This is a genomic window from Halobacillus salinus (assembly GCF_004684905.1).
Classification (GTDB): domain Bacteria; phylum Bacillota; class Bacilli; order Bacillales; family Halobacillaceae; genus Halobacillus; species Halobacillus salinus.
The window spans coordinates 1,400,242-1,425,126 of the sequence record NZ_SRJC01000001.1 but is presented as its reverse complement, the minus strand read 5'-3'; the positions used below and the strand labels follow the sequence as shown (position 1 = coordinate 1,425,126).

The 24,885-nt window shown below is 42.6% G+C and carries 26 protein-coding genes; 20 read left to right on the top strand and 6 right to left on the bottom strand.

Features of this window, described 5'->3' with window-relative positions; genetic code table 11:
• The first annotated feature begins 347 nt into the window (after positions 1-347).
• From E4663_RS20245 to E4663_RS07715, 12 genes are all read left to right on the top strand, one after another.
• On the top strand, positions 348-470 hold the full coding sequence (locus E4663_RS20245; protein WP_277752103.1) for a hypothetical protein: 123 nt from the start codon (positions 348-350) through the stop codon (positions 468-470).
• A gap of 11 nt (positions 471-481) precedes the next feature.
• On the top strand, positions 482-664 hold the full coding sequence (locus E4663_RS07760) for a PspC domain-containing protein (protein WP_079480263.1): 183 nt from the start codon (positions 482-484) through the stop codon (positions 662-664).
• Between the two features lie 25 nt (positions 665-689).
• Positions 690-845: a hypothetical protein gene (locus E4663_RS19755; RefSeq protein WP_158290449.1), complete on the top strand. Its 156-nt coding sequence runs from the start codon at positions 690-692 to the stop codon at positions 843-845.
• Positions 842-1,639, top strand: a complete 798-nt coding sequence (locus tag E4663_RS07755; protein WP_135327167.1) for an MBL fold metallo-hydrolase — start codon at positions 842-844, stop codon at positions 1,637-1,639. The genes E4663_RS19755 and E4663_RS07755 overlap by 4 nt, the downstream gene beginning before the upstream one ends.
• 36 nt (positions 1,640-1,675) lie before the next feature.
• Positions 1,676-2,173 (top strand): GNAT family N-acetyltransferase, encoded by a 498-nt coding sequence (locus tag E4663_RS07750; protein WP_135327166.1) that lies wholly within the window; start codon positions 1,676-1,678, stop codon positions 2,171-2,173.
• Between the two features lie 27 nt (positions 2,174-2,200).
• Positions 2,201-3,004: a phosphotransferase gene (locus E4663_RS07745; protein WP_135327165.1), complete on the top strand. Its 804-nt coding sequence runs from the start codon at positions 2,201-2,203 to the stop codon at positions 3,002-3,004.
• Positions 3,005-3,034: 30 nt separating this feature from the next.
• On the top strand, positions 3,035-3,706 hold the full coding sequence (locus E4663_RS07740) for an HAD family hydrolase (RefSeq protein ID WP_135327164.1): 672 nt from the start codon (positions 3,035-3,037) through the stop codon (positions 3,704-3,706).
• Positions 3,707-3,754: 48 nt separating this feature from the next.
• The gene (locus tag E4663_RS07735) at positions 3,755-4,141 is read left to right on the top strand and encodes an NUDIX hydrolase (protein ID WP_135327588.1); all 387 of its coding nucleotides are present in this window, start codon (positions 3,755-3,757) and stop codon (positions 4,139-4,141) included.
• Positions 4,142-4,168: 27 nt separating this feature from the next.
• On the top strand, positions 4,169-4,672 hold the full coding sequence (locus E4663_RS07730; RefSeq protein WP_135327163.1) for an NUDIX hydrolase: 504 nt from the start codon (positions 4,169-4,171) through the stop codon (positions 4,670-4,672).
• Positions 4,672-5,232: a DEAD/DEAH box helicase family protein gene (locus E4663_RS07725; protein ID WP_135327162.1), complete on the top strand. Its 561-nt coding sequence runs from the start codon at positions 4,672-4,674 to the stop codon at positions 5,230-5,232. Before E4663_RS07730 ends, E4663_RS07725 begins: the two co-directional genes overlap by 1 nt.
• 299 nt (positions 5,233-5,531) lie before the next feature.
• Positions 5,532-5,972: a MarR family winged helix-turn-helix transcriptional regulator gene (locus E4663_RS07720; protein WP_135327161.1), complete on the top strand. Its 441-nt coding sequence runs from the start codon at positions 5,532-5,534 to the stop codon at positions 5,970-5,972.
• A gap of 23 nt (positions 5,973-5,995) precedes the next feature.
• Positions 5,996-9,169, top strand: a complete 3,174-nt coding sequence (locus E4663_RS07715; RefSeq protein ID WP_135327160.1) for a bifunctional cytochrome P450/NADPH--P450 reductase — start codon at positions 5,996-5,998, stop codon at positions 9,167-9,169.
• A gap of 82 nt (positions 9,170-9,251) precedes the next feature.
• Here E4663_RS07715 and E4663_RS07710 read toward each other — a convergent pair whose 3' ends face one another.
• The 3 genes from E4663_RS07710 to E4663_RS07700 all read right to left on the bottom strand — a co-directional run bounded on the left by E4663_RS07710 (position 9,252) and on the right by E4663_RS07700 (position 13,409).
• Entirely contained in the window at positions 9,252-11,420 is a 2,169-nt protein-coding gene (locus tag E4663_RS07710) for an FUSC family protein (protein WP_135327159.1), read from the bottom strand.
• Between the two features lie 117 nt (positions 11,421-11,537).
• Positions 11,538-12,419 (bottom strand): phosphotransferase, encoded by an 882-nt coding sequence (locus E4663_RS07705; protein ID WP_135327158.1) that lies wholly within the window; start codon positions 12,417-12,419, stop codon positions 11,538-11,540.
• Between the two features lie 333 nt (positions 12,420-12,752).
• Entirely contained in the window at positions 12,753-13,409 is a 657-nt protein-coding gene (locus E4663_RS07700; RefSeq protein WP_079480254.1) for a DUF4396 domain-containing protein, read from the bottom strand.
• Between the two features lie 132 nt (positions 13,410-13,541).
• On the opposite strand from E4663_RS07700, the gene E4663_RS07695 reads away from it, so the two are divergent.
• The 4 genes from E4663_RS07695 to E4663_RS07680 all read left to right on the top strand — a co-directional run bounded on the left by E4663_RS07695 (position 13,542) and on the right by E4663_RS07680 (position 19,058).
• Positions 13,542-13,859, top strand: coding sequence for a metal-sensing transcriptional repressor (locus E4663_RS07695; protein WP_135327157.1), 318 nt, complete (start codon positions 13,542-13,544; stop codon positions 13,857-13,859).
• A gap of 12 nt (positions 13,860-13,871) precedes the next feature.
• The gene (locus tag E4663_RS07690) at positions 13,872-16,244 is read left to right on the top strand and encodes a heavy metal translocating P-type ATPase (protein WP_135327156.1); all 2,373 of its coding nucleotides are present in this window, start codon (positions 13,872-13,874) and stop codon (positions 16,242-16,244) included.
• A gap of 14 nt (positions 16,245-16,258) precedes the next feature.
• On the top strand, positions 16,259-16,462 hold the full coding sequence (gene copZ, locus E4663_RS07685) for a copper chaperone CopZ (RefSeq protein WP_135327155.1): 204 nt from the start codon (positions 16,259-16,261) through the stop codon (positions 16,460-16,462).
• Between the two features lie 202 nt (positions 16,463-16,664).
• Positions 16,665-19,058 (top strand): DEAD/DEAH box helicase, encoded by a 2,394-nt coding sequence (locus E4663_RS07680; RefSeq protein WP_135327154.1) that lies wholly within the window; start codon positions 16,665-16,667, stop codon positions 19,056-19,058.
• A 44-nt stretch (positions 19,059-19,102) separates the two neighbouring features.
• Here the strand turns inward: E4663_RS07680 and E4663_RS07675 are convergent, their stop codons facing one another.
• The 3 genes from E4663_RS07675 to E4663_RS07665 form a co-directional block, all read right to left on the bottom strand.
• Positions 19,103-19,291, bottom strand: coding sequence for a CsbD family protein (locus E4663_RS07675; protein WP_135327153.1), 189 nt, complete (start codon positions 19,289-19,291; stop codon positions 19,103-19,105).
• A 147-nt stretch (positions 19,292-19,438) separates the two neighbouring features.
• A complete protein-coding gene (locus E4663_RS07670) occupies positions 19,439-21,085 on the bottom strand; it encodes a peptide ABC transporter substrate-binding protein (protein WP_135327152.1) in 1,647 nt (548 codons plus the stop codon).
• Positions 21,086-21,329: 244 nt separating this feature from the next.
• Positions 21,330-21,860: a 2'-5' RNA ligase family protein gene (locus tag E4663_RS07665; protein WP_135327151.1), complete on the bottom strand. Its 531-nt coding sequence runs from the start codon at positions 21,858-21,860 to the stop codon at positions 21,330-21,332.
• Between the two features lie 99 nt (positions 21,861-21,959).
• On the opposite strand from E4663_RS07665, the gene fosB reads away from it, so the two are divergent.
• The 4 genes from fosB to E4663_RS07645 all read left to right on the top strand — a co-directional run bounded on the left by fosB (position 21,960) and on the right by E4663_RS07645 (position 24,470).
• A complete protein-coding gene (gene fosB, locus E4663_RS07660; RefSeq protein WP_135327150.1) occupies positions 21,960-22,373 on the top strand; it encodes a metallothiol transferase FosB in 414 nt (137 codons plus the stop codon).
• Positions 22,374-22,387: 14 nt separating this feature from the next.
• The gene (locus tag E4663_RS07655; protein WP_158290448.1) at positions 22,388-23,137 is read left to right on the top strand and encodes a GNAT family N-acetyltransferase; all 750 of its coding nucleotides are present in this window, start codon (positions 22,388-22,390) and stop codon (positions 23,135-23,137) included.
• Positions 23,138-23,478: 341 nt separating this feature from the next.
• Entirely contained in the window at positions 23,479-23,664 is a 186-nt protein-coding gene (locus tag E4663_RS07650) for a hypothetical protein (RefSeq protein ID WP_135327148.1), read from the top strand.
• A gap of 68 nt (positions 23,665-23,732) precedes the next feature.
• Positions 23,733-24,470 carry a phosphotransferase family protein gene (locus E4663_RS07645; protein ID WP_135327147.1) on the top strand — a complete coding sequence of 246 codons (738 nt, stop codon included), beginning with the start codon at positions 23,733-23,735 and terminating at the stop codon, positions 24,468-24,470.
• Positions 24,471-24,885: the final 415 nt, after the last annotated feature.

Below are 24,885 nucleotides of genomic sequence, written 5' to 3'. Positions count from 1 at the left end.
AATCTCAAGGAACATAAAATGTAGAAAGCAGGGATTTTCCCACTTTATAAAGAAAATAGTTAAGTAGGAAATAAGAAGGAGGAACTGATTCATTGAGTCAAGAAAAGCTATACTGGATACTCATGCCGCCTTTTCTACTCGTCGCGTTACTTACCTACTTTTTTCTGCCTACGGAACACCGCTATTTTTCGTTTATCATTTTAATTATGTTTTGGGTTCTTTATTATGGTTTGAAATACTTCTTTGCACAAAAGGCTAGTCGCAGATAGGACCAGAGTGTTCTAGTTGAAAGGCTATTCCACCGTATAGGGATAGCCTCTTTTCATGATGGAAGGTAGGTGTTTTATATGACTGCATCAGCCGTAATCATGATGGTTCTTGGCATGATGCTGGCTTGGGGGAGTCCGATTGGGGGAGTCTTACTAGTCGTTCATGTAATGAGGAGAAAGCGAGATGAATATTCAGGATAGGAGTCTGTAGGATGCAAAAAAAACTGAGGAAATCGCATCATGATCGTTCGATAGCAGGGGTTTGTGGTGGAATTGCAGAGTATTTGGGAGTCTCCTCCTTTATGGTCAGGCTTCTGTTTATATTTTTACCAGTCAGTCTATTGGTGTATGTGATTCTAGCGAACATGCTGTCTGATCATCCGCCATCATTATGATTATCTATTTAAAGGAGATGTTTACATGGTGAAATTGTGCTTTGGGCTCGGAAGTGTGTCTATCCCTGTGGCCATTTTCTTCAATCAAGATGCGGTTGGTTTATTAACAGCTATGTTCTTTATGGCCCTTGGTGCGTTCTTTACGAAACCAAGATTTCATAAAGGGAGTGGAAAGAGTTGATTCAATACAAGGATAAGTACCTACAAGTGTTTCAAAGTGCCCTATACAAAACGACCTCATCCGTCATTCAAACAGCGCAGTCCATCATAGCAGTAGACCCGAACTGGCTTCCAGAGGAAATCGACCGTATTCAGCGGTATGTTTACAGTGTTAAAGGGGATAGGCATCTCTATATCATCTATACACATAGCGATTTTGATCATATTATAGGTTCAGGAGCATTCCCTGATGCCACTGTTATTGCTACTGAGTCGTTGAAGAATCGGTCTGATAAAGAGAGGATAATGGAAGAAGTTTATCAATTTGATCAAGCTCATTACCTAGATAGAAGCTATGAACCACACTACCCAGCTGTTGATATCATCGTATGTGAAGATGGGCAGACTTTGGATGTCGGTGATGCTTCCTTGAAGTTTTACCTAGCTCCGGGGCATACAGAAGATGGTTTATTTACGTTAGTGGAACCTCACGGGATCTTCCTTTCGGGTGATTACTTGTCTGATGTTGAGTTTCCGTTTATTTATAGTAGTTTATCTGACTACCAGCATACCATCAACAAAGTAGAAGACATTTTACATAAGCATACTGTTCGAATACAAGTACCTGGTCATGGTACGACCACGAATGAGATAGAGGAAGTTCAAGAGAGAGTAGCTTTCTCAAACCTATATTTAGAGAAATTGAAGTCGCATGATAAGTCTCTGGAAAAGGTTCTGGAAGAAAAGTTCCCTTTTTATGATGGAATGAGAGGGGAGCATTTAGATAATAAGAAACTTGTGAACCATGACTCATAGAATACCATACAGCTTTGTAGAGGAAGGACTTTGGGGATGATCAGAACCGCAGACGGTAAAGATGTAGCTGCTATTTTACATATTAGGAAAATGCTTGTTCAGGAAGATGAATTCTTCCTCAGCGAACCGGACGAGTTTGATAGAAGCCTCGATAACCAGAGAAAAAGTTTGGAGGATGTAGAAGAGCGGGGAGGGGGAGTCTTCTTAGCGGAAATCAAAGGACAAGTAGTGGCTTATTTGATATTCAGGAGAGCGAATTTGAATCGTATGAAGCATACAGGCACTCTTGAGATGGGCGTTTTAAAAGGATACCGTAACACAAAGCTCGGCTCTCGCCTACTCGTACACTTAATGAAGTGGGCGAATCAACAAAATGGTTTAGAAAAGGTATGCCTGGGCGTCCTCTCGACGAACGAGAGGGCGATGCAGTTATATTTAAATCACGGCTTCGAAGAGGAAGGACGTGAGCGTGACCAAATTAGATGGAACGATGGAAGATATGCTGATAATGTACTGATGGCTCGCTTCGTTTGAGTTTTTTGCAAGGAGAGGAAGTAAGAAATGGAAGGTTACGAAAAAGAGGAGAAGTTGTCCGGAGGTAATGTATCGAATGTATTCCGAAAAGGAAATAAGGTCTTTCGTGAAATGAAACCAGACAGTGACAAGGTTCATCAACTATTACAACACCTAGAGAAAAAGCGCTTTCCTTTCGCTCCTAAGTTTCTAGGAATCGATGAGCATGGCAGAGAAGTCTTATCATATATTGAAGGCGTAGCAGGTAACTATCCGCTTCCGTCTTATATGTGGTCGGAAGATGCTCTACATAAGATTGCTGTGATTTTACGACAGTACCACGAAGCTGTTAGTGATTTCCCATTTGATGAAACCTGGGAGACGATCGACCTCACACCAGCTCCATACGAAGTAATCTGTCATAACGATTTTGCCATCTATAACCTTATCTTTCATAATCAAAGTCCTGTTGGAATTATTGATTTTGATTTGGCTGGACCTGGACCAAGGCTTTGGGACATTGCCTATGCCCTTTATACATGTGTACCTTTGAGCCGGCTTTATCACTCCGAAGATGGTCAAGCGATTTATTATGACTCAGAACGAGATGGCTCTGTTGTGAGAAAAAGAGTAAAGCTTTTCATGCAATCGTATGGTAGGAATCTGGGCTCGGATGTTATGGATATGGTCGTGCTTCGTTTAGAAGCTTTGTGTAGGACAATGGAACGAAAAGCGCTAGAAGGAGATTCTGCGTTTCAAAAGATGATCGAGGAAGGTCATAAAGAACATTATTTAGAAGATATTGAATTCGTACAGAAGCATCGCTCGGAATGGATGGATATAGAAGCTTAATTAGAAATGAAAAGTAAGAGGAGTGTCATAATGTCACAGGCTGTCATATTTGATATGGACGGGACGCTGTTCCAAACAGAGAAAATACTAGAATTAGCATTGGAAGATACATTTCAACTAATGAGGTCAAAAGGCGAATGGGAAGGAACGACACCAATCGAGCAGTATCGTGAAATCATGGGTGTTCCATTACCGGAAGTATGGGATACATTACTACCAGCACATTCTGATGAGTTAAAAAGAGTAGTGGATGCATATTTCTTGGAGAGGTTAGTGGAGAACATTCATGCTGGAAGCGGCGCATTGTATCCTGGTGTCGAGGATGCAATGGAATTCTTGGTTGAAAATCAATTTTCCATTTACATAGCTAGTAATGGACTAAGAAAATATTTGCATGCCATTGTCCAGCACTATAAGCTCGATCGGTGGGTGACAGAGACCTTTAGTATAGAACAGATTGCATCTCCACATAAGTCGGACTTAGTTTGCGAAATCTTGAAAAAACATGCCATCACGAGCGGTGCTGTTGTGGGAGATCGGTTGTCTGATATCAAGGCAGCGAAAGAGAATGCATTACTAGCAATCGGCTGCCATTTTGATTTTGCTAAGGAAGAGGAAATGGTACAAGCGGACTTCGTCGTTTACGATCTGCGAGATGTGAAACAAGTATTATTTGAAACTATGTCTATAGAGACTAGATGATGCAAGGAAGGAGAGGGAAAGTTGGATTATAAACCACCAAAGCATATTATGTCTGCTGCAACAGTTGTGTTGAATGAAAAGAGAGAAATATTGTTAATAAAGGGACCGAGAAGAGGCTGGGAAATGCCAGGTGGTCAGGTGGAAGAGGGAGAATCATTAACGAATGCTGCAATCAGGGAAACGAGGGAAGAGTCAGGGATTGAGATTGAAGTGCTTAAATTCTGCGGAATCTATCAAAATGTCGACGCATCCATTTGTAATACCCTCTTCTTAGCCAGACCGATAGGAGGAGAGTTGACCACTTCCCCTGAAAGTTTGGAGGTCGGTTTTTTTCCAGTTGATCAAGCCTTGGAAATGGTTACGTTTCACAATTTTAGAGACAGAATTGAACGGTGCTTAAGTGACCATACCCTTCCGTTCATAGAGGAGTTTTAAATAGATTAAGATGAGGAGGTTTGCCGAGTGTACAGCCAAACATTGTGTTTTCTAATGAAAGAAGACAAATTATTAATGTTGAACCGGAATCGTGCTCCCGGTCGTGGTTTGTGGAATGGAGTTGGCGGTAAAATGGAGGAAGAGGAAGACAGAACACAATGTGTTATCCGCGAGGTGGAAGAGGAAACAGGTATAACCATCGATCCATCGGAATTCATTTACAAAGGAATTGTAGAATGGGAAGTCGAAGAAAAATACGCTGATGGAATGTATATTTACTTCGTATGCCTCCCAGATGATTTTCATTATCCAACACCTCTGAAAGTTGACGAAGGAATCTTGGAATGGAAGAGGAAATCCTGGTTGTTGGAAGAGAGGAATCCTGGTGTTGGAGGGATGATTCCGTATTACTTGCCGAACGTATTACAAGAACCTTCAGTCATCAGGCACAAATTTATTGTACATAACGAACAAGTAACAAGGTATGAATACTTTAAAATGGAGGAGCAACTTTATAAGAGGGATCAGTAATGAAGCTCGTTTTATTATTCGGACCACAAGCAGTAGGAAAGATGACAGTAGGGCAAGCATTAGAAAAGACGACGGGATTAAAGCTCTTCCACAATCACATGACGATAGAGTTGTTGGCACCTTTATTCGGATTCAGTGATGAGATGTGGCGTCTATCAAATTCGATGAGAAAAGAAATATTCGAAGCTTTTTCAAAGTCGGAGAATGATGGAATGATTTTCACCTTTGTCTGGGCCTTCAATCAAAAGGAAGACTGGAAAATGGTAGATGACATTGCAGGCATTTTCGAATCGAACGGAGGAGAGGTGTATTTTGTAGAGCTTGAAGCGGAATTGGAGGAAAGACTTCGCCGCAATAAAACACCAAATCGCTTAGAGCAGAAACCCTCCAAAAGGAATGTAGAGCAGTCGGAGAAGCGACTGTTATCTTCTCTGGACGAATTACGGTTGAGTTCAGAAGATGGAGAAATAGAGCGTAAAAACTACCTTAAAATAGATAATACTCACCTAGAAGCTGATGAGGTTGCGGAAGCGATCAGAACAGAGTTTCAGTTGACGTGAATGTAGAAAAGCACCCGACCAGGGTGCTTTTCTATTTGTCATCCTATTCACTATTCTTCTTGATCCCCTTAGCATACTTTCCTTGACGCCCGTATTCTTTGTTGGTTTCCTCCGAACGGTTTTCGCCACTCTATCCTTGGTTGTTATCTGACATAAGTAATACCTCCTAATTTTTGTATTCTGTTCAGGTATTCTCAATGCTGGAATTGTTAAACTTTTCAAACATCCTAGTACATACGATTCTTGTACGAATAGTACATATCATGTACGATTAAACAAATAGTACAGGAGGTGTACTAATGTCTGAAGAATTGCGTACGTCATTCGCCAAGTTCAGGGAGGCAATGTGGGTCATCAATGATTACATTGTTAGAGTAATGGCAGAAGAAGAAGCGCTGAAAGGCTATTCCCAACAGCAATTAGAGACGCTTAGGATCATAAGAGAAAACCCCAATATCTCACAGAATACTATTGCATCGACACAAGGGGTATTCAAGACAGCGATCTCCAACCGGATAAAGAAACTAGAAGCGGACGGCTTGGTTGTAATCCAGCCTGGGGAAGATATGAGAAAAAAGTCGATATCCCTTACAGAAAAGGGTATGAACCTATTAGACAAAGCAGAAGACGTGGTCTACAGCAAGTTAGACCAGTTGCTTGAAAACCACTTTACGAAAGAAGAAGTCATATATTTTACAAAACAGCTTGATAAAACCGTACAGCTTTTAAAAGACGAATAAGGTTAACGAAAGGATGACGGAGTATGAGTGAAACAAAAAGTATCCCACAACCAAAAACATATGGGCCATTAGGAAACGTACCGTTGATCGACAAGGATAAACCGATCCTTTCCTTCATTGAAATGGCTGAAGAATATGGAGATATCTTCAAACTCCAAACACCTAGTGGGACCGCCACGATGGTTTCTGGTCATGAGTTAGTCCAGGAAGTATGTGATGAGTCACGCTTTGATAAAAGTATTGAAGGGGCCCTGCAGAAAGTTCGCGCCTTTGGTGGAGATGGACTCTTTACCAGTTGGACACATGAAAAGAACTGGCAGAAAGCCCACAATATCTTGATGCCTACTTTCAGCCAACGGGCGATGAAAGATTATCATGACATGATGGTTGATATTGGAAGTCAGCTTGTCCAGAAATGGGAGCGGCTGAACCCTAATGAGGTCGTTGATGTGCCGGAAGACATGACAAGACTGACATTAGACACCATTGGACTATGCGGTTTTAACTACCGTTTCAATAGTTATTACCGTGAAGTGCCGCACCCTTTCATTAAAAGCATGGTAAGGGCTTTGGATGAAGCGATGCATCAGCTGCAACGGTTAGATGTCCAGGATAAATTAATGATTCGAACGAAGAGACAGTTCAATCATGATATTCAAGTGATGTATAGTCTTGTCGACCGGATTATTGCTGAGCGAAAAGCGGAAGAAAAACCAGTGGATAATGACTTACTTGCCCGGATGTTAAACGTGAAGGATCCCGAAACAGGGGAGAAACTGGATGATGAGAATATTCGTTATCAAATTATTACATTCCTGATTGCAGGACATGAAACTACTAGTGGGTTACTATCATTCGCCTTGTATTACTTAATGAAAAATCCTGAAAAAATGCAAAAAGCTTATGAGGAGGTAGATGAAGTCTTCACGGGCTCAACACCTACTTATAAGGAAGTGTTGAACTTAAAATACGTTCGTATGATATTGAATGAAGCCTTGCGTCTATGGCCGACCGCTCCAGCGTTCAGTTTATACTCCAAAGAGGATACGATCATCGGAGGAGAGTATCCGGTTGAAAAAGGCGAAAAATTAACGGTCCTCATTCCACAACTCCATAGGGACAAAAATGCTTGGGGTGAAGATGCAGAAGAATTCCGTCCGGAGCGCTTTGAAGATCCGGATCAAGTGCCACATCATACTTATAAACCATTCGGAAATGGGCAGCGCGCATGTATAGGAATGCAGTTTGCTCTGCATGAGGCGACACTAGTACTCGGGATGTTGTTTAAGCACTTTGAATTCATTGACCACAAACAGTATGAGCTTGATGTGAAGCAGACTTTAACGCTTAAGCCAGGAGACTTTACGATTCAGGTGAAGCCTAGACAAAGCTTTCAGTTCACAACTTCCACTCCTGAAGAAAATCAACAAGGGGGAGTGGAAAAAGATGCACAACCTGCCTCAATACAAGGGTTGAATGATCGCCCGCTACTCGTATTGTATGGCTCAGATATGGGCACTGCGGAAGGCGTCGCTCGAGAACTAGCTGACACTGCGGCTCTCCACGGTGTTAAAACAAATGTAGCCGCTCTGAATGACCAGATTGGTACGCTTCCTAAAGAAGGAGCCGTTTTGATTGTAACGTCTTCCTACAACGGCAAGCCGCCAAGTAACGCAGGGCAATTCGTTCAGTGGCTGGAAGAATTGAAGGCGGATGAACTGGAGGGTGTCGAGTATGCCGTGTTCGGATGCGGGGATCACAACTGGGCAAGCACGTACCAGAACGTACCAAGGTGGATTGATGAGCAGCTCGAAGCAAAAGGAGCAACCCGCTTTACGAAACGAGGAGAAGGTGATGTGAGCGGTGATTTCGAGGAGAAGCTTGATCAATGGAAAGAAGCGATGTGGCACGATGCGATCGATCACTTCGGTTTGAAAGTGGATGAGAGCGTAGAAAAAGAGAAGAGTACACTGAGCCTTGAATTCGTCAAAGGGTTCGGAGGCTCTCCACTTGCGCGTTCCTATGAAGCGGTTCATGCGACAGTTATTGAGAACAAAGAATTGCAGTCATCTGATAGTGGAAGAAGTACTAGACATGTAGAAGTCTCACTGCCTGAAGGGGTCAGTTATCAAGAAGGAGATCATTTAGGGGTGCTTCCTGCGAACAGTAGGAATAATGTCGATCGGATCTTGAACCGATTCTCATTGAATGAGAATGATCATGTGATGCTGACAGCAAGCGGAAGAAGTACTCCTCACTTACCTATGGACCGGCCTGTCAGTTTAGGAGACTTGTTGACCTATAGTGTAGAGGTGCAAAACGCAGCTACCCGAGCTCAAATCAGAGAGCTTGCTGCTTATACGGTATGCCCACCGCATAAAGTGGAACTAGAAGCATTGCTGGAAGAAGGGGTGTATCAGGCAGAAGTGTTGAATAAGCGTCTATCCATGCTAGATTTACTAGAAAGATATGAAGCATGCGAAATGCCGTTTGAGAAATTCCTTGAATTACTACCAGCCCTTAAGCCGAGGTATTATTCCATTTCAAGTTCTCCTAAAGTGAGCCCAGATAAAGCAACGATTACCGTCGCTGTCGTCCAGGGACCTGCTTGGAGTGGTTTAGGAGACTATGAAGGGGTTGCATCCAATTATTTAGTTGACCAACAGCAGGGGCAGGAGATCTTGATGTTCATACGTACACCGGAAACGAACTTCCAGTTACCCGAAGACCCGCAAACTCCGATTGTTATGGTAGGTCCGGGGACAGGAATCGCTCCTTTCCGAGGTTTCTTACAAGCGCGTAGTGTAATGAAACAGAGCGGGGATACCGTAGGAGAAGCACACCTTTACTTCGGTTGCCGCAACGAGTGCGACTTCCTTTATCAAGAAGAAATGAAGCATTACGAACGAGAAGGGATTGTCACACTCCATACCGCTTTCTCGCGTAAAGATGGAACAGAGAAGACGTATGTTCAACAACTTATGCATCAAGAATCCGAATCTTTGATTGCATTATTAGACCAAGGTGGACATCTCTACATTTGTGGAGATGGAAGTAAGATGGCTCCAGAGGTGGAAGGCACGTTGAAACGTGCTTTTGCTGATCAGTACAATAAGAGTGAAGACGAGGCATCGCAATGGTTAGATGAATTGCAAGAACAAGGGCGCTTCGCGAAGGATGTTTGGGCAGGCATCTAAAGGTAGGAAGTCCTGAACTCAAGTTAATCCTAATAAAAAACAGACTCTAGAGGCGTTGGCTCCTCTAGAGTCTGTTTGTTTTTTAACGTAATTCCTGTCGTTCCTTCTCAACAAGTAGACGGAAGGCTTCGTTCATTTTCCAAATATAATAAAGGTGGTGGATAAGGTCCACTTGACTTTCATTTGGTTTTGGTGCCAAATATTCAATCTTTGAACGAATTTCCTTTAAACCCTTCCATTCCATCTCTTGATCATCGTGTTCAAGGATACTCTTTAAGACTTGGAGGTTGTGCGTAAACACCTGCTCCAGTTCTTCTAAAAGATCCTTCATTTCCTCTGATTCAATGACATGTTTTTGGTAAGACGAAGCGACAAGGTGCTTAGCGTAGTAGTTGATTGCTGTGAATACTGTCACTCGACGGGGTAGACCGGAATACTTCTTGCCACCTGGCCCCTGTAAAATGGGTTTGGCTGCTTCTTCGATCGATTGGAGCTTCTCATCCAAACGAAATCCATACTCCGCCAGATTTTTCACTTCTTCTTTTTGTTGGAAGCTGCTCAGATAGGCAGTTACATAACTTTCTAGTTCATTCAAATAATCGACGAAAGCATCCGAAACTTTGTCCATCGTTTTCGTAGGAAAGATGAATGCTGACACGCCGAGGGCAATTGCTGCTCCGGCAATGGTATCGATAACACGTGCTCCAAGCAGCTGATAGCTGATACCACCAAGCATGAGGTCGTACATAAACGCAATCAACATCGTGATGAACAAGCTCATAATCGTGTAGGATACCGTAAACAAATAGAATGCAAAAAAGATGAAAGTGAAGATGAGGGTCACTTCTAGAACAGGTTGACCTGAAACCATCTGTGCGAGGCCGAAGCCGATGATCGCACCGATTACCGTACCTAGGGATCGTTCAAATCCCTTTAAGTACGTTTTCCCGACTGTTTCTGTTCCGAGCTGAACAATGAATGTTGTCAAAACGACCCAGTACGGCTGAATGGGGGATATAATGTAGCCGACCACAATTGCGATAGCACCAGCAATGATAGATTGGATCGCTTTTTTTGTAGTAGGTTTCAATCCTGGTTGATTCTCTTCTTCATTTGCTTCGGAATTTTCCTCTTTTTCAGCTTCAGGTTCGACTTCTGCCTTCGATTGAAGAGACATCTGAATACCTAAGGCACCTTCTGTAACGTGGTCCGCCATCGCTTCGATACGGAGAATCAGATATTGCCATCCCTCCGGTGCTTCCTGTCTGTCAAAATAAGCACGAGTTCGCTTCTGTAAATCCTGTACTACAAGTTTCGCCTCTTCAAGGTCCTGTTTCGCATACTTCGGGTTCAGCACTTCAGATTGCTGTAGGATTCTTATTAACTTGACCAGGATAATTCGTATTTCCTTCATTTCAAATGCATGGTCTTGTTTCAACTGAGTTAAGCTGTCAGCAAGCGTTGCGACAAGCATGGATGTATCAAAGACATACAACTTGAGTTGACGTGGGCTAAGGCCCGGCCAAATTTCTCTTATATCATTGGCGTTTACATCTGTTGAAACGTGATTGGCGTACTCTCTCAATTTTTTCACATTATACAATACCGTTTTTCTTCGTGATTCTTTGTATTCTTGATCTTCAATCACTTCCATAAGAAGCTGGAAGGTCAGGTTCGCTTGTTTGTGGAAGGAATTCATGCTTCTTCTTAACGTTTGAACGGAATCTCGGAATAAAACGAAGTTGTATAGATAGGCTGAGGTGATACCGATCATGATCGTCAAATAAAACCAAGGAAACTGATCGGGAGATAGCTTGAGAAACGAGGACAAATATACAGTGAAAAAGCTGATCATCCCAAGAGAAAAGTAGCGGCTACCGAATCTAGAGAAGTAAAAGCTTGAGAAGATCACAAGCACCATGAGTGCCGAGACGAGTACTGCTTCTGATGCCAGTAATGAACCGACAGTGACTCCTGAAGCTGCGGCTAATCCCAGTAGAAGAGTAGTAATTTGCTTTTTCTTTTTTGTATCATCCATTACCACCATGATCCCCATCATGCCGGCCATTCCAGAAATAATAGAAGGAAGCAGGGCGGGTTGGCCTAGAAGGTTCAGAATCAATTGGCTTATGAAGACAGATGTAATTAAACTGAGTGTTGCTTTGCCGGACTGAAACAACCTTTTCCTTCCGGGGTCGGATGCAAGTACACGGCGTATGATATATGGCTGTTTGATTCTACCAGTGGCCATGGCTCATTCCTCTCTTCGTGCAAAATATAGACTCTTCCTATCATAAGATATATCGAGTCTCGAAACAAATGTTTTCTCTTGGTATGGAACGTAATGTTGGGAAGTTGGGGGAGGGTTTCATTCTAATGCATTCTCTATTCCAACTAATGCCCAACGTTTCACATTGTCATCATCCATGTCGGTGGCATATTGAAGCAGCATAACAGATGTGAACAAGGCTCGGAATCTAGCCATCTCTTCGGTTTGCTTATCAATAGCTCCATATTCATTAAAGAAATCTTCACGATTTTCACCTGGAATTGCCATAAATATAAAAGCAAGGTCAATGGCAGGGTGTCCGATGTGAGCATCTCCCCAATCAATTATTCCGGAAATGAATCCATTCTTTACCACGACGTTCTTAGGGTGAAAGTCACCGTGAACGAAGGTAGTCCCTTTAGGATTAGAAGATGTTGTTATATTGGTAAGGAAACAATTAAGTTGATTGGAAACAGCCTTCGGAAGGAACGATTGAACGTGTTGGAGAGCATGGATTAATTTCGGTTTTCTAACTTTAATAGAAAGTCGGTTTAGGTGGTCAGGGGGTGCTGTTACGTTGAGACTGTGTAAATGCTTCAGAAATTGGCCGAGTCGTTTTCCTTCTTTCGAAACTAATGCTGTGTCGTCTTCATCTGTTAGAACGTTGCCTTCAAGAAGGGTAAACCCAACAAATGGGAAGTCATCTTGTGAGGCTTGACCTGAATAGACAGGCTGTGGAATGGGGATAGGCAGATTGCAGTTGACAAGTTGATGCAAAACATTGCTTTCTGTAAGCATCGCTTCATATCCCATTTTCCTCCGAGGGAAGCGGAAAGCATATTGATGGTTTACTGCATAAACCGTATGATCGAATCCAGTTCCGATCAGTTCTATGTGGTGAGGTTCGAGGTCCTTGAATTGCTTGAGTTTCTCTTTTGCTTGGCTAATGGTGGTTGGGTGGGTGGCATCCCATGGATTCATCACCTTGCCTCCTTTTACAATGGTTGGTTACATTTCAGGCCATCTCATCAATTAAAAAGTCAGATAAGAACATCCTCTGTGACCATTCTCCTTATAAGAGCGTTCAATAGGTTAAAGAAGACGCTTCTCTCTGACATTTTCAACTATTGTATCCTGAAAAATGTAATAGATCGAGCTTGTAACGGTCATTTTCCTTTGTCATCCTCTCTGAAATGTCCGAGAGGCGTTCGTATTATTTATTTTAGAGAGTCCTTTGTATGAATTGCAAAGGCTTTGTTGTGTAACAGCAAAAGGGGTATAGCCTTGGCGAGACCAGACTATACCCTACATCACTTACATTTCCTCTTTTATACCTTTTCTCACTAGAAGCCAGTTTGCCGGATAACTTGTCAAGAAACCAAGGATCATGGCAATCTGCATCATGAACCAGTAGGTTGCTTCTGTCGGTTTAGGTGGCTCAGCGAAGAAAACAAAATGGACAAGTGCCATCCAACCGAACATCCCCACTTCAAATGCTATCAGTGATAGGGAATCAGCTTTGATTGCAGATTTAATGGCATTGGCTGCGCCTGCTTCTTTGTTCATTGGGTAAATCGCATAGAATTGAAACAATACCCCGAATACGTATGCTAGCACAAATTCTACTACATAATGAGCAAATAGAGTGGAACCTGCAATGGCAAGTCCTGTGATGGCAACAATCGGCACGCCGACAGCATCTCCGAAAGAACATCCTGCAGAGCAGTGGCTAGTAGATACGAACACTTTTTCAGGTCTTCCTCGTGTATCTTCTTTCTGGTTGTCTTTAGCTTTTAATCTTCCCCATTTGAAATAGGTCCATAAAGCGAATGGTCCGAAAAACCAACCGTTGATTGGCCAGACGATATTCATGATCGTCATCATCTGAGGATGTCTGATGACATCGATGGTAATGATAATAGATGAAAGGATTCCAATCGACAAAGCGATCCAAGCAATGATTTGTAACATAGTGACACCTCATTCGTAATTTTTAGAAATACTATACCCTAACATCTGTTTAGAATAAACATGTTGCAATCAAAGGGTTTGACTATATATACATAACGGGGGTATAGTAATTGTTAGAAGGAGTGATGATCGATGTGTGAACATCAATTGCCGGAAAGTAGCGGCAAGTCACCAGTAAAACCTAGAACGGATGATGAGAAGAAAGCCATTAACAATCGACTAAAGAGAATAGAGGGTCAAATCCGAGGCATTCAGAAGATGGTGGAAGATGACCGGTATTGTGTCGATACGTTAGTCCAGATATCTGCTGTCACAAAAGCTCTTAATAAAGTAGGCTATTCCCTGATGGAGCGTCACACACACCACTGCGTGTCGGATGCAATCAAAAAAGGGGAAGGCGAAGAAGCTATTGATGAATTGATGAAAGTCATTCAGCAATTCTCTAAGTAAGGAGGCGGAACGATGAGTCAGATGAATGTCACCATTACGGGAATGACCTGCTCTGCGTGCTCCACAAGAATTGAAAAAGTCCTCAACAAAATGGATGGTGTGGAAGCGAATGTGAATCTTACAATGGAACAGGCAAGTATCACATATGAGGAAGGAAAAGTGACGCCACAAGACATCGAAGCCCGTATTGAGAAACTGGGATATGGTGTTCAAAAAGAAAAAGTGGAATTCGATATACACGGCATGACCTGCGCGGCCTGTTCGACTCGAATTCAGAAAAGCCTTTCCCGCTTAGATGGTATTTCAGATGCGAGTGTTAATTTAACAACAGAAGCCGGAGTTATCGAATACGACCCGAATATCGTTTCCGTAGAAGATATTCTTTCAAAAGTGAAGAAGCTAGGTTATGAAGCGGTTGTGAAACAAGACCGTGAGGAGCAAAAAGCCTATAAGGAAGAGGAAATTAAGCATAAAAAGCAACAATTGCTGATTTCCATCCTCTTATCGCTTCCTCTCTTATATACGATGCTCGGTCACTTGCCAGGAAACATTCCAGTCCCAGGGTTCTTAATGAATCCATGGATCCAGTTTGCATTAGCGACGCCAGTTCAATTTTATATCGGAGCTCCTTTTTATGTGGGTGCGTACCGTGCTTTATCTAATAAGAGTGCCAATATGGACGTTCTAGTCGCGCTCGGGACATCAGCTGCTTATTTTTACAGTGTAGTAGAAGCTATCCGGTGGCAGCTTAATCCAAATCTAGAACCAGAACTTTACTTTGAGACTAGTGCTGTGCTTATTACATTAATTCTCGTAGGGAAGTTATTCGAAACGCTTGCGAAGGGACGAACGACACAAGCGCTGACGAAATTGCTAAGTTTGCAAGCAAAGGAAGCAAGAGTGCTGCGAAATGGCGATGAGATAAGCATTCCCGTCGAACAAGTACAAGTAGGGGACCGACTTCTTGTCAAGCCTGGTGAGAAGATCCCGGTCGACGGAAGGGTTGTAAAGGGAAGCTCTTCTGTTGATGAGTCGATGATCACGGGGGAATCCATTCCTGTGGAAAAAAGGGAAGAGGACCCAATCATTGGCTCTACCATAAATCAGAATGGAACCCTTCAAATGGTTGCAGAAAAAGTAGGAAAAGATACGGCACTCGCGGGAATCGTTAAAATTGTTGAAGAAGCCCAAGGCTCTAAGGCACCGATTCAACGAACCGCGGACCGCATTTCTGGCATATTCGTACCTGTCGTTGTGGCAATTGCTCTCGTTACCTTCTTCGTCTGGCTCATTTTCTTTGACTTTACGGGAGCGCTTGAAGCTGCTATTGCGGTGCTCGTCATCGCTTGCCCATGTGCGCTGGGTCTGGCAACGCCGACATCCATCATGGTCGGAACAGGTAAAGGAGCCGAGCAAGGCATCCTATTCAAAGGTGGAGAATACCTGGAAGGTACGCAAAGCCTTACAACAATCCTACTTGATAAAACAGGTACAGTGACACATGGAAAACCAGAAGTAACTGATTTTATAGCCTTTGAAGACGAAACGAGTCTTATTGATAAAGTAGTCGCTGCAGAGAAAGCTTCCGAGCATCCATTAGCGGAGGCAATCGTCCGTTATGGGGAAAGTTCCGTTACAAAAGAGGCAACTCATTTTGAAGCGAAGCCAGGGTACGGTATCGAAGCGGTTGTGGATGGTGAAACGGTCCTGATCGGGACACGACGTTTGATGCAAGCTCATCAGATTGCTTTTGAAGAATATGAAGATCCGTTTGCTAAATTAGAGAAGCAAGGGAAAACGGTTATGTTCATTGCTGTTGGCGGTGAATTGAAAGGCTACATTGCCGTAGCGGATACCGTGAAGGAAAGCTCTAAACGAGCGATTGCCGAAATGAAAGCACTCGGACTCAACGTCTACATGGTGACGGGAGACAACGAGCTCACCGCGAAGGCAATTGCGGAGGAAGTCGGCATCGACGGAGTGTTTGCAGAAGTATTACCAGAACAGAAAGCGGAGAAAGTGAAAGAACTCCAACTGCAGGGAGAAAAAGTGGCGATGGTTGGAGATGGAATCAATGATGCGCCTTCGCTTGCAATTGCGGATATTGGTATAGCGATCGGTACGGGCACGGACGTTGCTATAGAAACCGCGGACGTCACTTTAATGAGCGGAGACTTGCTGAACGTAAGTAAAGCGATACATTTAAGTGGCAAGACAATGAAAAATATTAAACAGAACATGTTCTGGGCGCTTGCTTATAACTCTGCTGGGATCCCGATAGCCGCTCTTGGCCTGCTAGCTCCTTGGGTGGCAGGTGCAGCGATGGCATTCAGCTCGGTATCCGTAGTAAGTAACAGTCTTCGTTTGAAAAGGTTGAAACTATAAAGGAGGGATTTACTATGAAAACGACAATTAAAGTAGAAGGAATGACATGTGGTCACTGTGAGAAAGCGGTGAATGAGGCTCTGAAAGAACTAGAAGGCGTGCAAAGCGTTCAAGTCAATCTCTCTTCAGGGGATGTAGAAGTAACATACGATGCGCCAGCTACAGTAGAGCAGATGGAAGAGGCAATTGAAGATCAGGGTTACGATGTAGGTGCATAAGATAAAAGGATGGGCAGAAGAGCCCGTCCTTTTTTTATGTGCATTCTCACATCATCTTATCTCAAGGTTGAATACATCATTGGACAGGTGGAGCTTGCACGAGAAGCGATGATTTGTCTCGTCTTAAGGTCAAATGCTGCTCTTATCAAGAGTTTATAGGGAAGGGGAGGTGGGTATTCTACGGGGGAAGGGATGATGTATTATGGATTTCACGAATTATTTTCGCACCAGTCTCATCGATGCGGAACGTTATGCAACTAAATTTAATGAGATTGAAGAATCAGCCTCTTTAGTCAGCCTTGATGAGCTTGCTGAAGGGAGACTTTCAGCTGATACGGTAAATGCTATTTTTGAAGATGAAGAAAAGAGTTCTGTGGATATTTTAATCAATCCTATTATCATCCAAAAAAAGAATGCTGGAAGGATTGCACCTCTTTGGATCCCCGCAACGCTCCATTCAACTGGAAACATTTCTCCGCATAAGCGCGATCTACCTTGGGTTTCTGTTTATTATCTTGCCCCGTCCCGCACAGGGGAAGTTTCTATTGGTTACTTGAAAGATTATGAAGAGGCATATCAGAATCATGATCTATCTTTTGAAGCGTGGTCAGATTGCTGGAATTTTGCTGAAGAACTTTTTGGAGATATTACAGGACACACGTTTGAGGCATATCGAAACGATCACTACGAGAAGTGGAAATATGCTGCAATTTCTAAGAAACAGCGAAACCTTAGAGAAAAAGAGGATTTGGTACATGTATTAGAAGATGTGTCTAAAAGAGAATCGCATGAACTTCCGCTTACTTATCGTCGATTTACTGCACTCGAGCCTACAAAAAAGGAAGAGTTCTCCTTTAAAGAATCTTTTACAAGCTCTCACGACAGGCACATAGGACATTTTACTGGAAGTGACGCTTTAACAAGTTCACAAAGGCAGGCACTCTACCATTTCTTCGAGGAAAAGAAAGGAAGTTTCCTTGCGGTGAACGGTCCTCCTGGTACAGGCAAATCCATGCTATTAACGTGTATTGCTGCGTCTTTATTTGTAGAAAGTGCCGTAGAGCAAAGAACAGCTCCTCCTACTATAGCCGTGACGGCTCATGATCAATTTACTACCCATGATTTGACTGATGACTTCCATAATGCCCCGGGGTCGCTACTAGAAAAAAGGTGGATTCCCCACTTCGGGAATTATGCGCTCTATTTGAGTTCATCGAAAGAAGAAGGTATGGAGTGTTTTTGTGAAGTCAATCGGACATTGAAGCAGCCAAACTTCTTAGATGAGGCTCGTTCTGTGTTTCTTGAAAAAGCAGGGAGCTATGCAGGCCATGACTTTACTTCAATTGAGGGTGTAGCAGAATTGTTGCATGAGAAGTTGTGTACAATCGTAAATGAAATGAGACAAGCTTTCCGTATTCTTGAGAACGGGTCAGACGAAGAGATAGTGAACTGGTTGAAGGAACGGAATGTTAATAGACACACTAGAGATGCTATGGCGAGCACATTGGACCTTCGTTACAGAAGGCAGGCGTTCTCCTTAGCCGCCCGTTACTGGGAGGCGAGGTGGTTGAATAGCGAACATGATTGGAGTAAGAATAGCTTATACGAGAAGGTGAAGTCACTTAATAAACTGTATCCGGTTGTAACTGCCCCGGTCTATCAACTACCGAAATACTTCAGTTCTTCCGAGAATGATATCGTACCTGTCTATGAATCCATGGATTTACTAATGATTGAAGAATCCGGACAGATGCTGCCTGAGATGGCGGCCGCCGTAATTCCTTTTTCAAAACAGGTCGTTGCGATTGGAGACATTCATCAGGTAAAGCCGCTGTGGAATAGTACAAAGACATTCGATGTGGCGAATATGGTGAATTATGGTTGGAATGAGGAGGAAGATCCTCGGGTGTTATTCGATAGTGGGCGAGCAGCGAGCAAAGGATCGATGTTACGAGTTTGTCAGCATTTAAGTAGGTATCAAGTGCACCCTGATGTGGATGGAATGTTTTTAACAGAGCACAGAAGATGTGTGCCGGAGGTTATTAACTATTGCAATGAGTTGATTTATCAAAGTTGGCTCAAGCCTATTCGCTCAAGTTACGAGTCCTACCCTTATCCTCATATAGGACTCAGCGATGTTAAAGGAGAAGTGACTCGTTATGAATCCGGAATGTCCAACCAGGAAGAAGCCGCTGCTGTTATTGAATGGATCAGGGAACATAGAGAAAAGCTTTTATCCTTCTATAATAAGGATGAGATTTCTGAGGTTGTCTCCATTGTTACACCTTTTTCCGAACAAATGGAATTGATTCAGGAATACCTAGAATTAGAGAAGATCAAAGACTTGACTGTAGGAACCATTCACATGATGCAAGGAGCGTCTAGTCCAGTCATTTTGTTCTCTAGTGTTTACCGGGAAGGTGAAGCAGAGAAATTGGATTTCGATGAAGATAAGACATTGCTTAACGTAGCTGTTTCACGAGCGAAGGATTGCTTTATGATTATAGGAGATGAGCGTTTATTTGATGAGGAGGGGAACTCTCCGTCTAGTCTATTGAAAAAGCACGTACTTATTCAGAGGAAAAGCTTCAATTAAAAAACCTTGTCTCCTATTGGAGACAAGGTTTCTTGTTTATGGATTCAATTGCGATGGTTCTCATCTTTCGCTTTGCCCACGTTCTCTTGGATGTTTCCTTTCGTTTTTTCCTTTTGTCCTTCTCTTTGCATTTGTGGGTCGTTCTTGGCATTACCGATCTGGTCCTTTGCCTCGCCCTTCACTTTATTGACGGCACCTTTTACTTTATCACTCATACCTTTTTGGTTTGCCATGTTTCCACTCCTTAGAATAAGAATTACTGGTTTGTTTCCCAGTTCTAAACATCTCAAAACCTTTCAATTATAAAAGGCTGGAGATAAGGCTATTATGTTTGATAAAAGAAAGAACGCTTGAGCATGGCTCAAGCGTTCTTAAAAATGCTATTTCTCAATATATGCGTACTTGTACGTGTATTCAGCACCCATTGGGTTAGACGTTACGTTTTTCAGATAAGACTTTCTTAGTTGGGCTACTCCTTCTTGGTAAAGAGGAGCAAGTACAGCGTCATCTTGGATCAATGTGCGTTCTGCTTCAAGCAGAGCCTCGAAGCGTTCGACAGGTTTAAGCGCAAGTTCGTCGGATGCTTCATTGATTAAACGATCGTATTTTTCACTTGAGTAGCCGGTTTTGTTATTACCGCCGTCAGTGACCCACATATTCAAGAAGCTGTAAGCATCTAAGTAATCAGGGCCCCAACCGTAATTCTGTAAATCATAGTTCATGTTTAAGTCACGTTGTAGGCGGACTTTGAATGGCACGGCTTCTAATTTAATGGTAAGACCCTCTAAGTTTTCAAGTTGGTCTTTCAAATAAGCATCCATGTTACTCGATACTTCCGTGTCCCCGCCAAGCAGGCGAAGCGTTGTTGTTTCGATGCCTAGTTCTTGTTTTGCTTCTGACCAGAGCTGCTGTGCTTTGTCTTCGTTGTATTCGATCAGTCCTTCATTTAATTCGCGGAAGTCTTCTCCAGACTCCGGATGAGCTACGAAGTCACCTGGTAATAGTCCACCCGCAGGTTTAGAACCATCATTTAAGATGACGTCAACCATGCTTTGACGATCGATAATTGTTTGAACCGCTTGTCTTGCTTTCGTATTTTGTAGGATTTCGTTCTCTTGATTCATCTTTAGGAAGAACGTGACAGGCGCTTGTTCTACGGTGAATTCTTCAGAAGTGCGGTATTCATCAACGAATTCCGCTGTTAAGCCGACCTGGTCAATCGCATCTGTTTGATACAAGTTAACCCCTGCAGCTGTATCTTTCACTACTTTGATGTTGATCGTTTCAAGTTTAACTTTATCTGCATCCCAGTAATCTTCGTTCTTAACAACTGTCCAGCCTTCTCCTTGATTCCATTCGGTCATTTTGAATGGACCGTTGGAGAGTAGGTTTTCTGCTTCCATTGCATATCGATCGCCTTGTTCGGTTACAAATGCTTCATTCATCGGAAGGAAAGTCGGGAATGCGACCATTGATTCGAAGTATGGAACTGGTTTTTCAAGCGTGACTTCGAACGTATAGTCATCAATCGCCTTAACGCCGAGTTCGCTCAACTTCTTATTTCCTTGGGATACGGCTTTAGCGTTCTTGATGACACCGTTCATCATGTATGGACCGTATTCCGAGCCTGTTGCCGGATCAACCGCACGCTGCCAAGCGAAAACGAAGTCGTGTGCTGTTACAGGCTTTCCATTTGACCAAACGGCATCCTCGCGCAGGTTAAATGTCCATGTAAGACCATCGTCACTGACGGTATGGTCTGTGGCAATACCAGGCTCAGGCTTACTGTCTGGACCTAGACGATATAATCCGTCTTTTGTAGATCCGAGCCATTGTGAAGCAATTTCATCGATTCCTAGTGACGAGTCCATTGACGGAATTTCCGCTCCAGCGACTAAATTTAATTCTTGTTTTGATTTATCAGAAGAGCTCTTCGCATCTGATGAATCCGATCCTCCATAACATGCCGCTAGAAAAACGGTAAGTAGTAGACCTAAGCTAAGTAATAATTTCTTGGATAGCTTCATTTCTTATCCCCCTGTATGTATCTAAAAGTATGAGAGCAATTATACAGAGGGCGACAATATTCGACAAAAGAAAGAGTAATCTGAATAACTGTTCAAATCAGGTCTAAGAGCAGGGGTGAAGGTGTGGGTGTATGGTTCTTATCCTTTATATTTATGTAATTTAATAGGTGGTAATTCGTTTTCAATTTTCACTAGATAAATTGTTAAAGGGTTAAAAAGGGTTCCAAAGAATCAGGTGATATCTTTAACCAAGCGGAACGTCCACGAGTTTTTTATAAACAGGGTCAGAAGGAAAGCGCTCGTAGATCCTTATGTACGTTACGTCAAAACTGTCGAACGGAGTAAGTTCCTTCCGTGCACTTTCTTCCATGTGCTGCAATTCTCTTTTTGTTAAACCAAACTGTTTCTTCCCTAGTGTTAGGTGGGGAACGAAATCATTCAACTCAAAGTACTGTTTAATAGAATTTGCAGGTGGGGATATGGCATGGACAAGTTTCTCGTGCAAGTCATGTAAAGAAGATGATTGGACACTTAAATACAAAATGTTGTCAGAGAAGTAGCTAGGTTCTTCTAGAGTAAGTGGGAAAGGGTCGAAATTACGACAAACTGACTTAACCTGTTCGATCCATTTCTTATCTGATGTTAAGCCACCTTGAGCCTTCAAGGTGATATGCGGTTCTGAGTTTATTTGTGTCAGCCATTTCTTCCTAAAGCGATCGATGTCGTTGAATATGTTTTCAGGTGGGACAATTCCGATGAAGTATTGGTTTTCCATGGCATTTCCTCCTCGCTCAATATGATATAATTTTACCAGAAAATTCATATTGGAACATCTGATAAAGAAAGGGAGAGTGCATTTGAGAGGGGAGATAAAATGATTAAGGGGATTAACCATTTGCTATTCTCTGTAGAAAGTTTGGAGCGATCGGTCCCATTTTATGAAAATATTCTGGAAGCTAAACTGCTTGTGAAAGGCCGTACGACGGCATACTTTGATTTACAGGGGACTTGGTTAGCATTGAATGAAGAGAAAGGTATAAGTCGCGATGTTTCATCTTACACGCACACAGCGCTTTCTGTAGATGAGCAAGATTTCATCGCTGCATGCGATAAGCTGAAAGCGCACAATGTACCTATTCTTGCAGGAAGAGAGCGGGACAATCGGGACCGGAACTCCATCTACTTTCTAGATCCTGACGGTTATAAATTCGAATTTCACACAGGTACACTTGCAGACCGTCTCAAGTATTACAAAGAAACGAAACCTCATATGGAGTTTTTTGAATGATGTACACGGAGCGAATGAGTAGAATTTTAAAGAGAGCTCAGAGAAACGATGCTGTCAGTTTGTTTCAATCGATTCTCAAGGAGGGGGCGGGGGTAGGTGCTGAATTAGCCTCCGTCCTAGACGGAAGGTTAGAGGGGGACTGGTGGCAAGGCATAGCAAATTCCGAATTGGATATTCTAAGAGATGCTCAGCAGTACATGCAACGCTTTAACCAGGTACAACTGCAGGAAGGCCACGTCATAGCGGCCATTTTAGATAGCGGCGAGTTGGATGAAGTGCTTTCGGGTTCCCTGCGTGAAAGAATAATACAAATTGCTTGTAGTCCCCGTGATCTAACTTGCGATTTAAATAAATTGAAATTAGATGTCGATAATCAACACTCGTACTTTGTCCGCAAAGTGGTACTACAAGATCAGGATAAACTTTTATCATGGGTTCAGTCCCAATTCGGTGAGAGGTGGGCCGTTCAAGTAGGACGTGCTTTTCAAGAACAAAAGGACCCAGCTGTATTTGTTGCTTGGTCAGGAAATGACATCGTTGGATTTGCGTGTTACGACGTCTTTGAAGGGGGGAAAGGATGGTTTGGTCCAATGGGAACCGTAAAGAACCAGCGCGGGAAAGGAGTCGGGCGCACTCTTCTGCACAGTACCTTATGTGACATGAGGAGAAATGGGTATCATAAAGCGACAATCAAACAGGCTGGCCCGATTGAGTTTTATGAAAAAGCATGCAAGGCGACAATCATTCCTTTAGACGAAGAGTAGTAGGTCTATAATGAAATCCTTGATGCGAAATGCCGAAATGATTAACTGCGTCTACAGAGATGTGGTCTTAACATAAGATGGTTTAATAAGTTAATTCAAGGAGTATCGATAATTGAAACAAGGATTAAGTGCTTCGTATGTTGAATTCTTCCAATAGACGTTTTTGACGGGGAGTTTACGTGAGGGGATTATTTCTAGCCTTCCCTCAATATTCTGATTTTGAAATAGGACACGTCGAAAAGTAGGTGGTGCGACGATCGACACAGTGGCACATGGGAACGAAACATTCTTCAGTTTAGGAGGTCTTAAGGTATCTCCGGACATAGATATAGAACAGGTAGATGTATCAGACTACGCAGCCATTGTTATTCCACCATTGTACATATACAGGAGACAATGTGATACCAGCAAAAGGATCTGCCTTTGCTTCATTTGCAACAGAAATAGGTGATGCATTAGCGATCTATAAAGAAGAAAGGCAGAGACAATATCTCATCAATCTAGTTCACGGCAAGGCTGGAATGTAGCTTATTGTTATTCTTTTGTTTATGGCAGTCTTAATAGCGAATAGAGCAAGGGATAGAGGAGCGGAGAAATGGTTGAAGGAGATATTCTTACAAAAGGGAATACGGCAAGCATTTACTTAGCAAATCAGAAAGTCTACAAGATATATGAGGAACGGTTACCTAATGAAGAGTCATCTAAAGAGGCAAGGAAGCAGGAGTTTGCTCGTTCTACAGGGTTGAACGTGCCTGAGGTATTAGATGTCACAGAGATCAATGGCAGACAAGCCTTAGTCATGGAGTACGTACAAGGCGAGTCATTCGGCGATTTGTTGTTAGAAGAGAAAATGCCAGTTTATGAATTAATGAAGGTTTCCGTCGAGATTCAAAGAGATATTCACAAACGAAAGGCTGAAGGTCTTGATAGAATGGATGAGAAGTTGTTATTTCAAATTTCAAATGCTCCTTATCTTCATGAGAAAAGAAAAACTATTCTCATTAACAGAATGAACAATATTATAGGTGCTTATCAATTGTGTCACGGAGACTTTCATTTATTCAATCTAATATGGACGAAGCATAACCCGGCGATTATCGACTGGGTTGATGCAAGTGCAGGGGACCCGTTAGCAGATGTATGCCGGTCCTATCTACTATACTTGCAATTTTCGAAAGAGTTGGCGGAGATCTATTTGGATCTTTTCACGCAGATTGTTGGTGTTAAGGTAGAATCGATACTTGCATGGATGCCTATTCTTGCAGCAGCACGTCTATCTGAGCATGTTTCTTCTGATAACAAAGAACATTTGATTCAACTCGCATATGAATGAGTGTACGTAACCGATAGAATAGACCTAAAGCCATTAATAGAGGTGCAACTTTCTATTGGTATATTACATTCTATGAATTGGAAGGGCATATCCCATTATTGGGGATATGTCTTTTTTGTATTGGAAGAGGAGAAGGGTGAAGAATAATGCGGAAGCTAGGAACACTTTTCTATCTTTAAGGGTGTGTTTTCAAATCTATTAGAAGGGTAAGGGATATCGGAAAGATTATTTAACGATCTTCTTCTTGCTTCCAAATAATACATTCATGAATTGGATTCAAAATTGGGACGATTCCGGTAACGACGGGTTTTTGGCAGCCCGAAATACCCACAAATGGAAAGTGTTAGGGGGAATTCGTATATTTTGTGGCTAAATCGTTAAACAAACGTGAATGTTTTTTGACAAAATAGTGAAC

Coding starts and splice junctions, on each gene's coding strand:
- E4663_RS07675 (WP_135327153.1), bottom strand. CDS start 19,291: ATGGCAAACCAAAAAGGTATGAGTGATAAAGTAAAAGGTGCCGTCAAT.
- E4663_RS07705 (WP_135327158.1), bottom strand. CDS start 12,419: ATGAATCCATGGGATGCCACCCACCCAACCACCATTAGCCAAGCAAAA.
- E4663_RS07720 (WP_135327161.1), top strand. CDS start 5,532: ATGTCTGAAGAATTGCGTACGTCATTCGCCAAGTTCAGGGAGGCAATG.
- E4663_RS20245 (WP_277752103.1), top strand. CDS start 348: ATGACTGCATCAGCCGTAATCATGATGGTTCTTGGCATGATGCTGGCT.
- E4663_RS07715 (WP_135327160.1), top strand. CDS start 5,996: ATGAGTGAAACAAAAAGTATCCCACAACCAAAAACATATGGGCCATTA.
- copZ (WP_135327155.1), top strand. CDS start 16,259: ATGAAAACGACAATTAAAGTAGAAGGAATGACATGTGGTCACTGTGAG.
- E4663_RS07725 (WP_135327162.1), top strand. CDS start 4,672: ATGAAGCTCGTTTTATTATTCGGACCACAAGCAGTAGGAAAGATGACA.
- E4663_RS07680 (WP_135327154.1), top strand. CDS start 16,665: ATGGATTTCACGAATTATTTTCGCACCAGTCTCATCGATGCGGAACGT.
- E4663_RS07645 (WP_135327147.1), top strand. CDS start 23,733: ATGGTTGAAGGAGATATTCTTACAAAAGGGAATACGGCAAGCATTTAC.
- E4663_RS07650 (WP_135327148.1), top strand. CDS start 23,479: ATGTATCAGACTACGCAGCCATTGTTATTCCACCATTGTACATATACA.
- E4663_RS07750 (WP_135327166.1), top strand. CDS start 1,676: ATGATCAGAACCGCAGACGGTAAAGATGTAGCTGCTATTTTACATATT.
- E4663_RS07670 (WP_135327152.1), bottom strand. CDS start 21,085: ATGAAGCTATCCAAGAAATTATTACTTAGCTTAGGTCTACTACTTACC.
- E4663_RS07710 (WP_135327159.1), bottom strand. CDS start 11,420: ATGGCCACTGGTAGAATCAAACAGCCATATATCATACGCCGTGTACTT.
- fosB (WP_135327150.1), top strand. CDS start 21,960: ATGATTAAGGGGATTAACCATTTGCTATTCTCTGTAGAAAGTTTGGAG.
- E4663_RS07700 (WP_079480254.1), bottom strand. CDS start 13,409: ATGTTACAAATCATTGCTTGGATCGCTTTGTCGATTGGAATCCTTTCA.
- E4663_RS07695 (WP_135327157.1), top strand. CDS start 13,542: ATGTGTGAACATCAATTGCCGGAAAGTAGCGGCAAGTCACCAGTAAAA.
- E4663_RS07655 (WP_158290448.1), top strand. CDS start 22,388: ATGAGTAGAATTTTAAAGAGAGCTCAGAGAAACGATGCTGTCAGTTTG.
- E4663_RS07665 (WP_135327151.1), bottom strand. CDS start 21,860: ATGGAAAACCAATACTTCATCGGAATTGTCCCACCTGAAAACATATTC.
- E4663_RS19755 (WP_158290449.1), top strand. CDS start 690: ATGGTGAAATTGTGCTTTGGGCTCGGAAGTGTGTCTATCCCTGTGGCC.
- E4663_RS07690 (WP_135327156.1), top strand. CDS start 13,872: ATGAGTCAGATGAATGTCACCATTACGGGAATGACCTGCTCTGCGTGC.
- E4663_RS07760 (WP_079480263.1), top strand. CDS start 482: ATGCAAAAAAAACTGAGGAAATCGCATCATGATCGTTCGATAGCAGGG.
- E4663_RS07745 (WP_135327165.1), top strand. CDS start 2,201: ATGGAAGGTTACGAAAAAGAGGAGAAGTTGTCCGGAGGTAATGTATCG.
- E4663_RS07735 (WP_135327588.1), top strand. CDS start 3,755: ATGTCTGCTGCAACAGTTGTGTTGAATGAAAAGAGAGAAATATTGTTA.
- E4663_RS07740 (WP_135327164.1), top strand. CDS start 3,035: ATGTCACAGGCTGTCATATTTGATATGGACGGGACGCTGTTCCAAACA.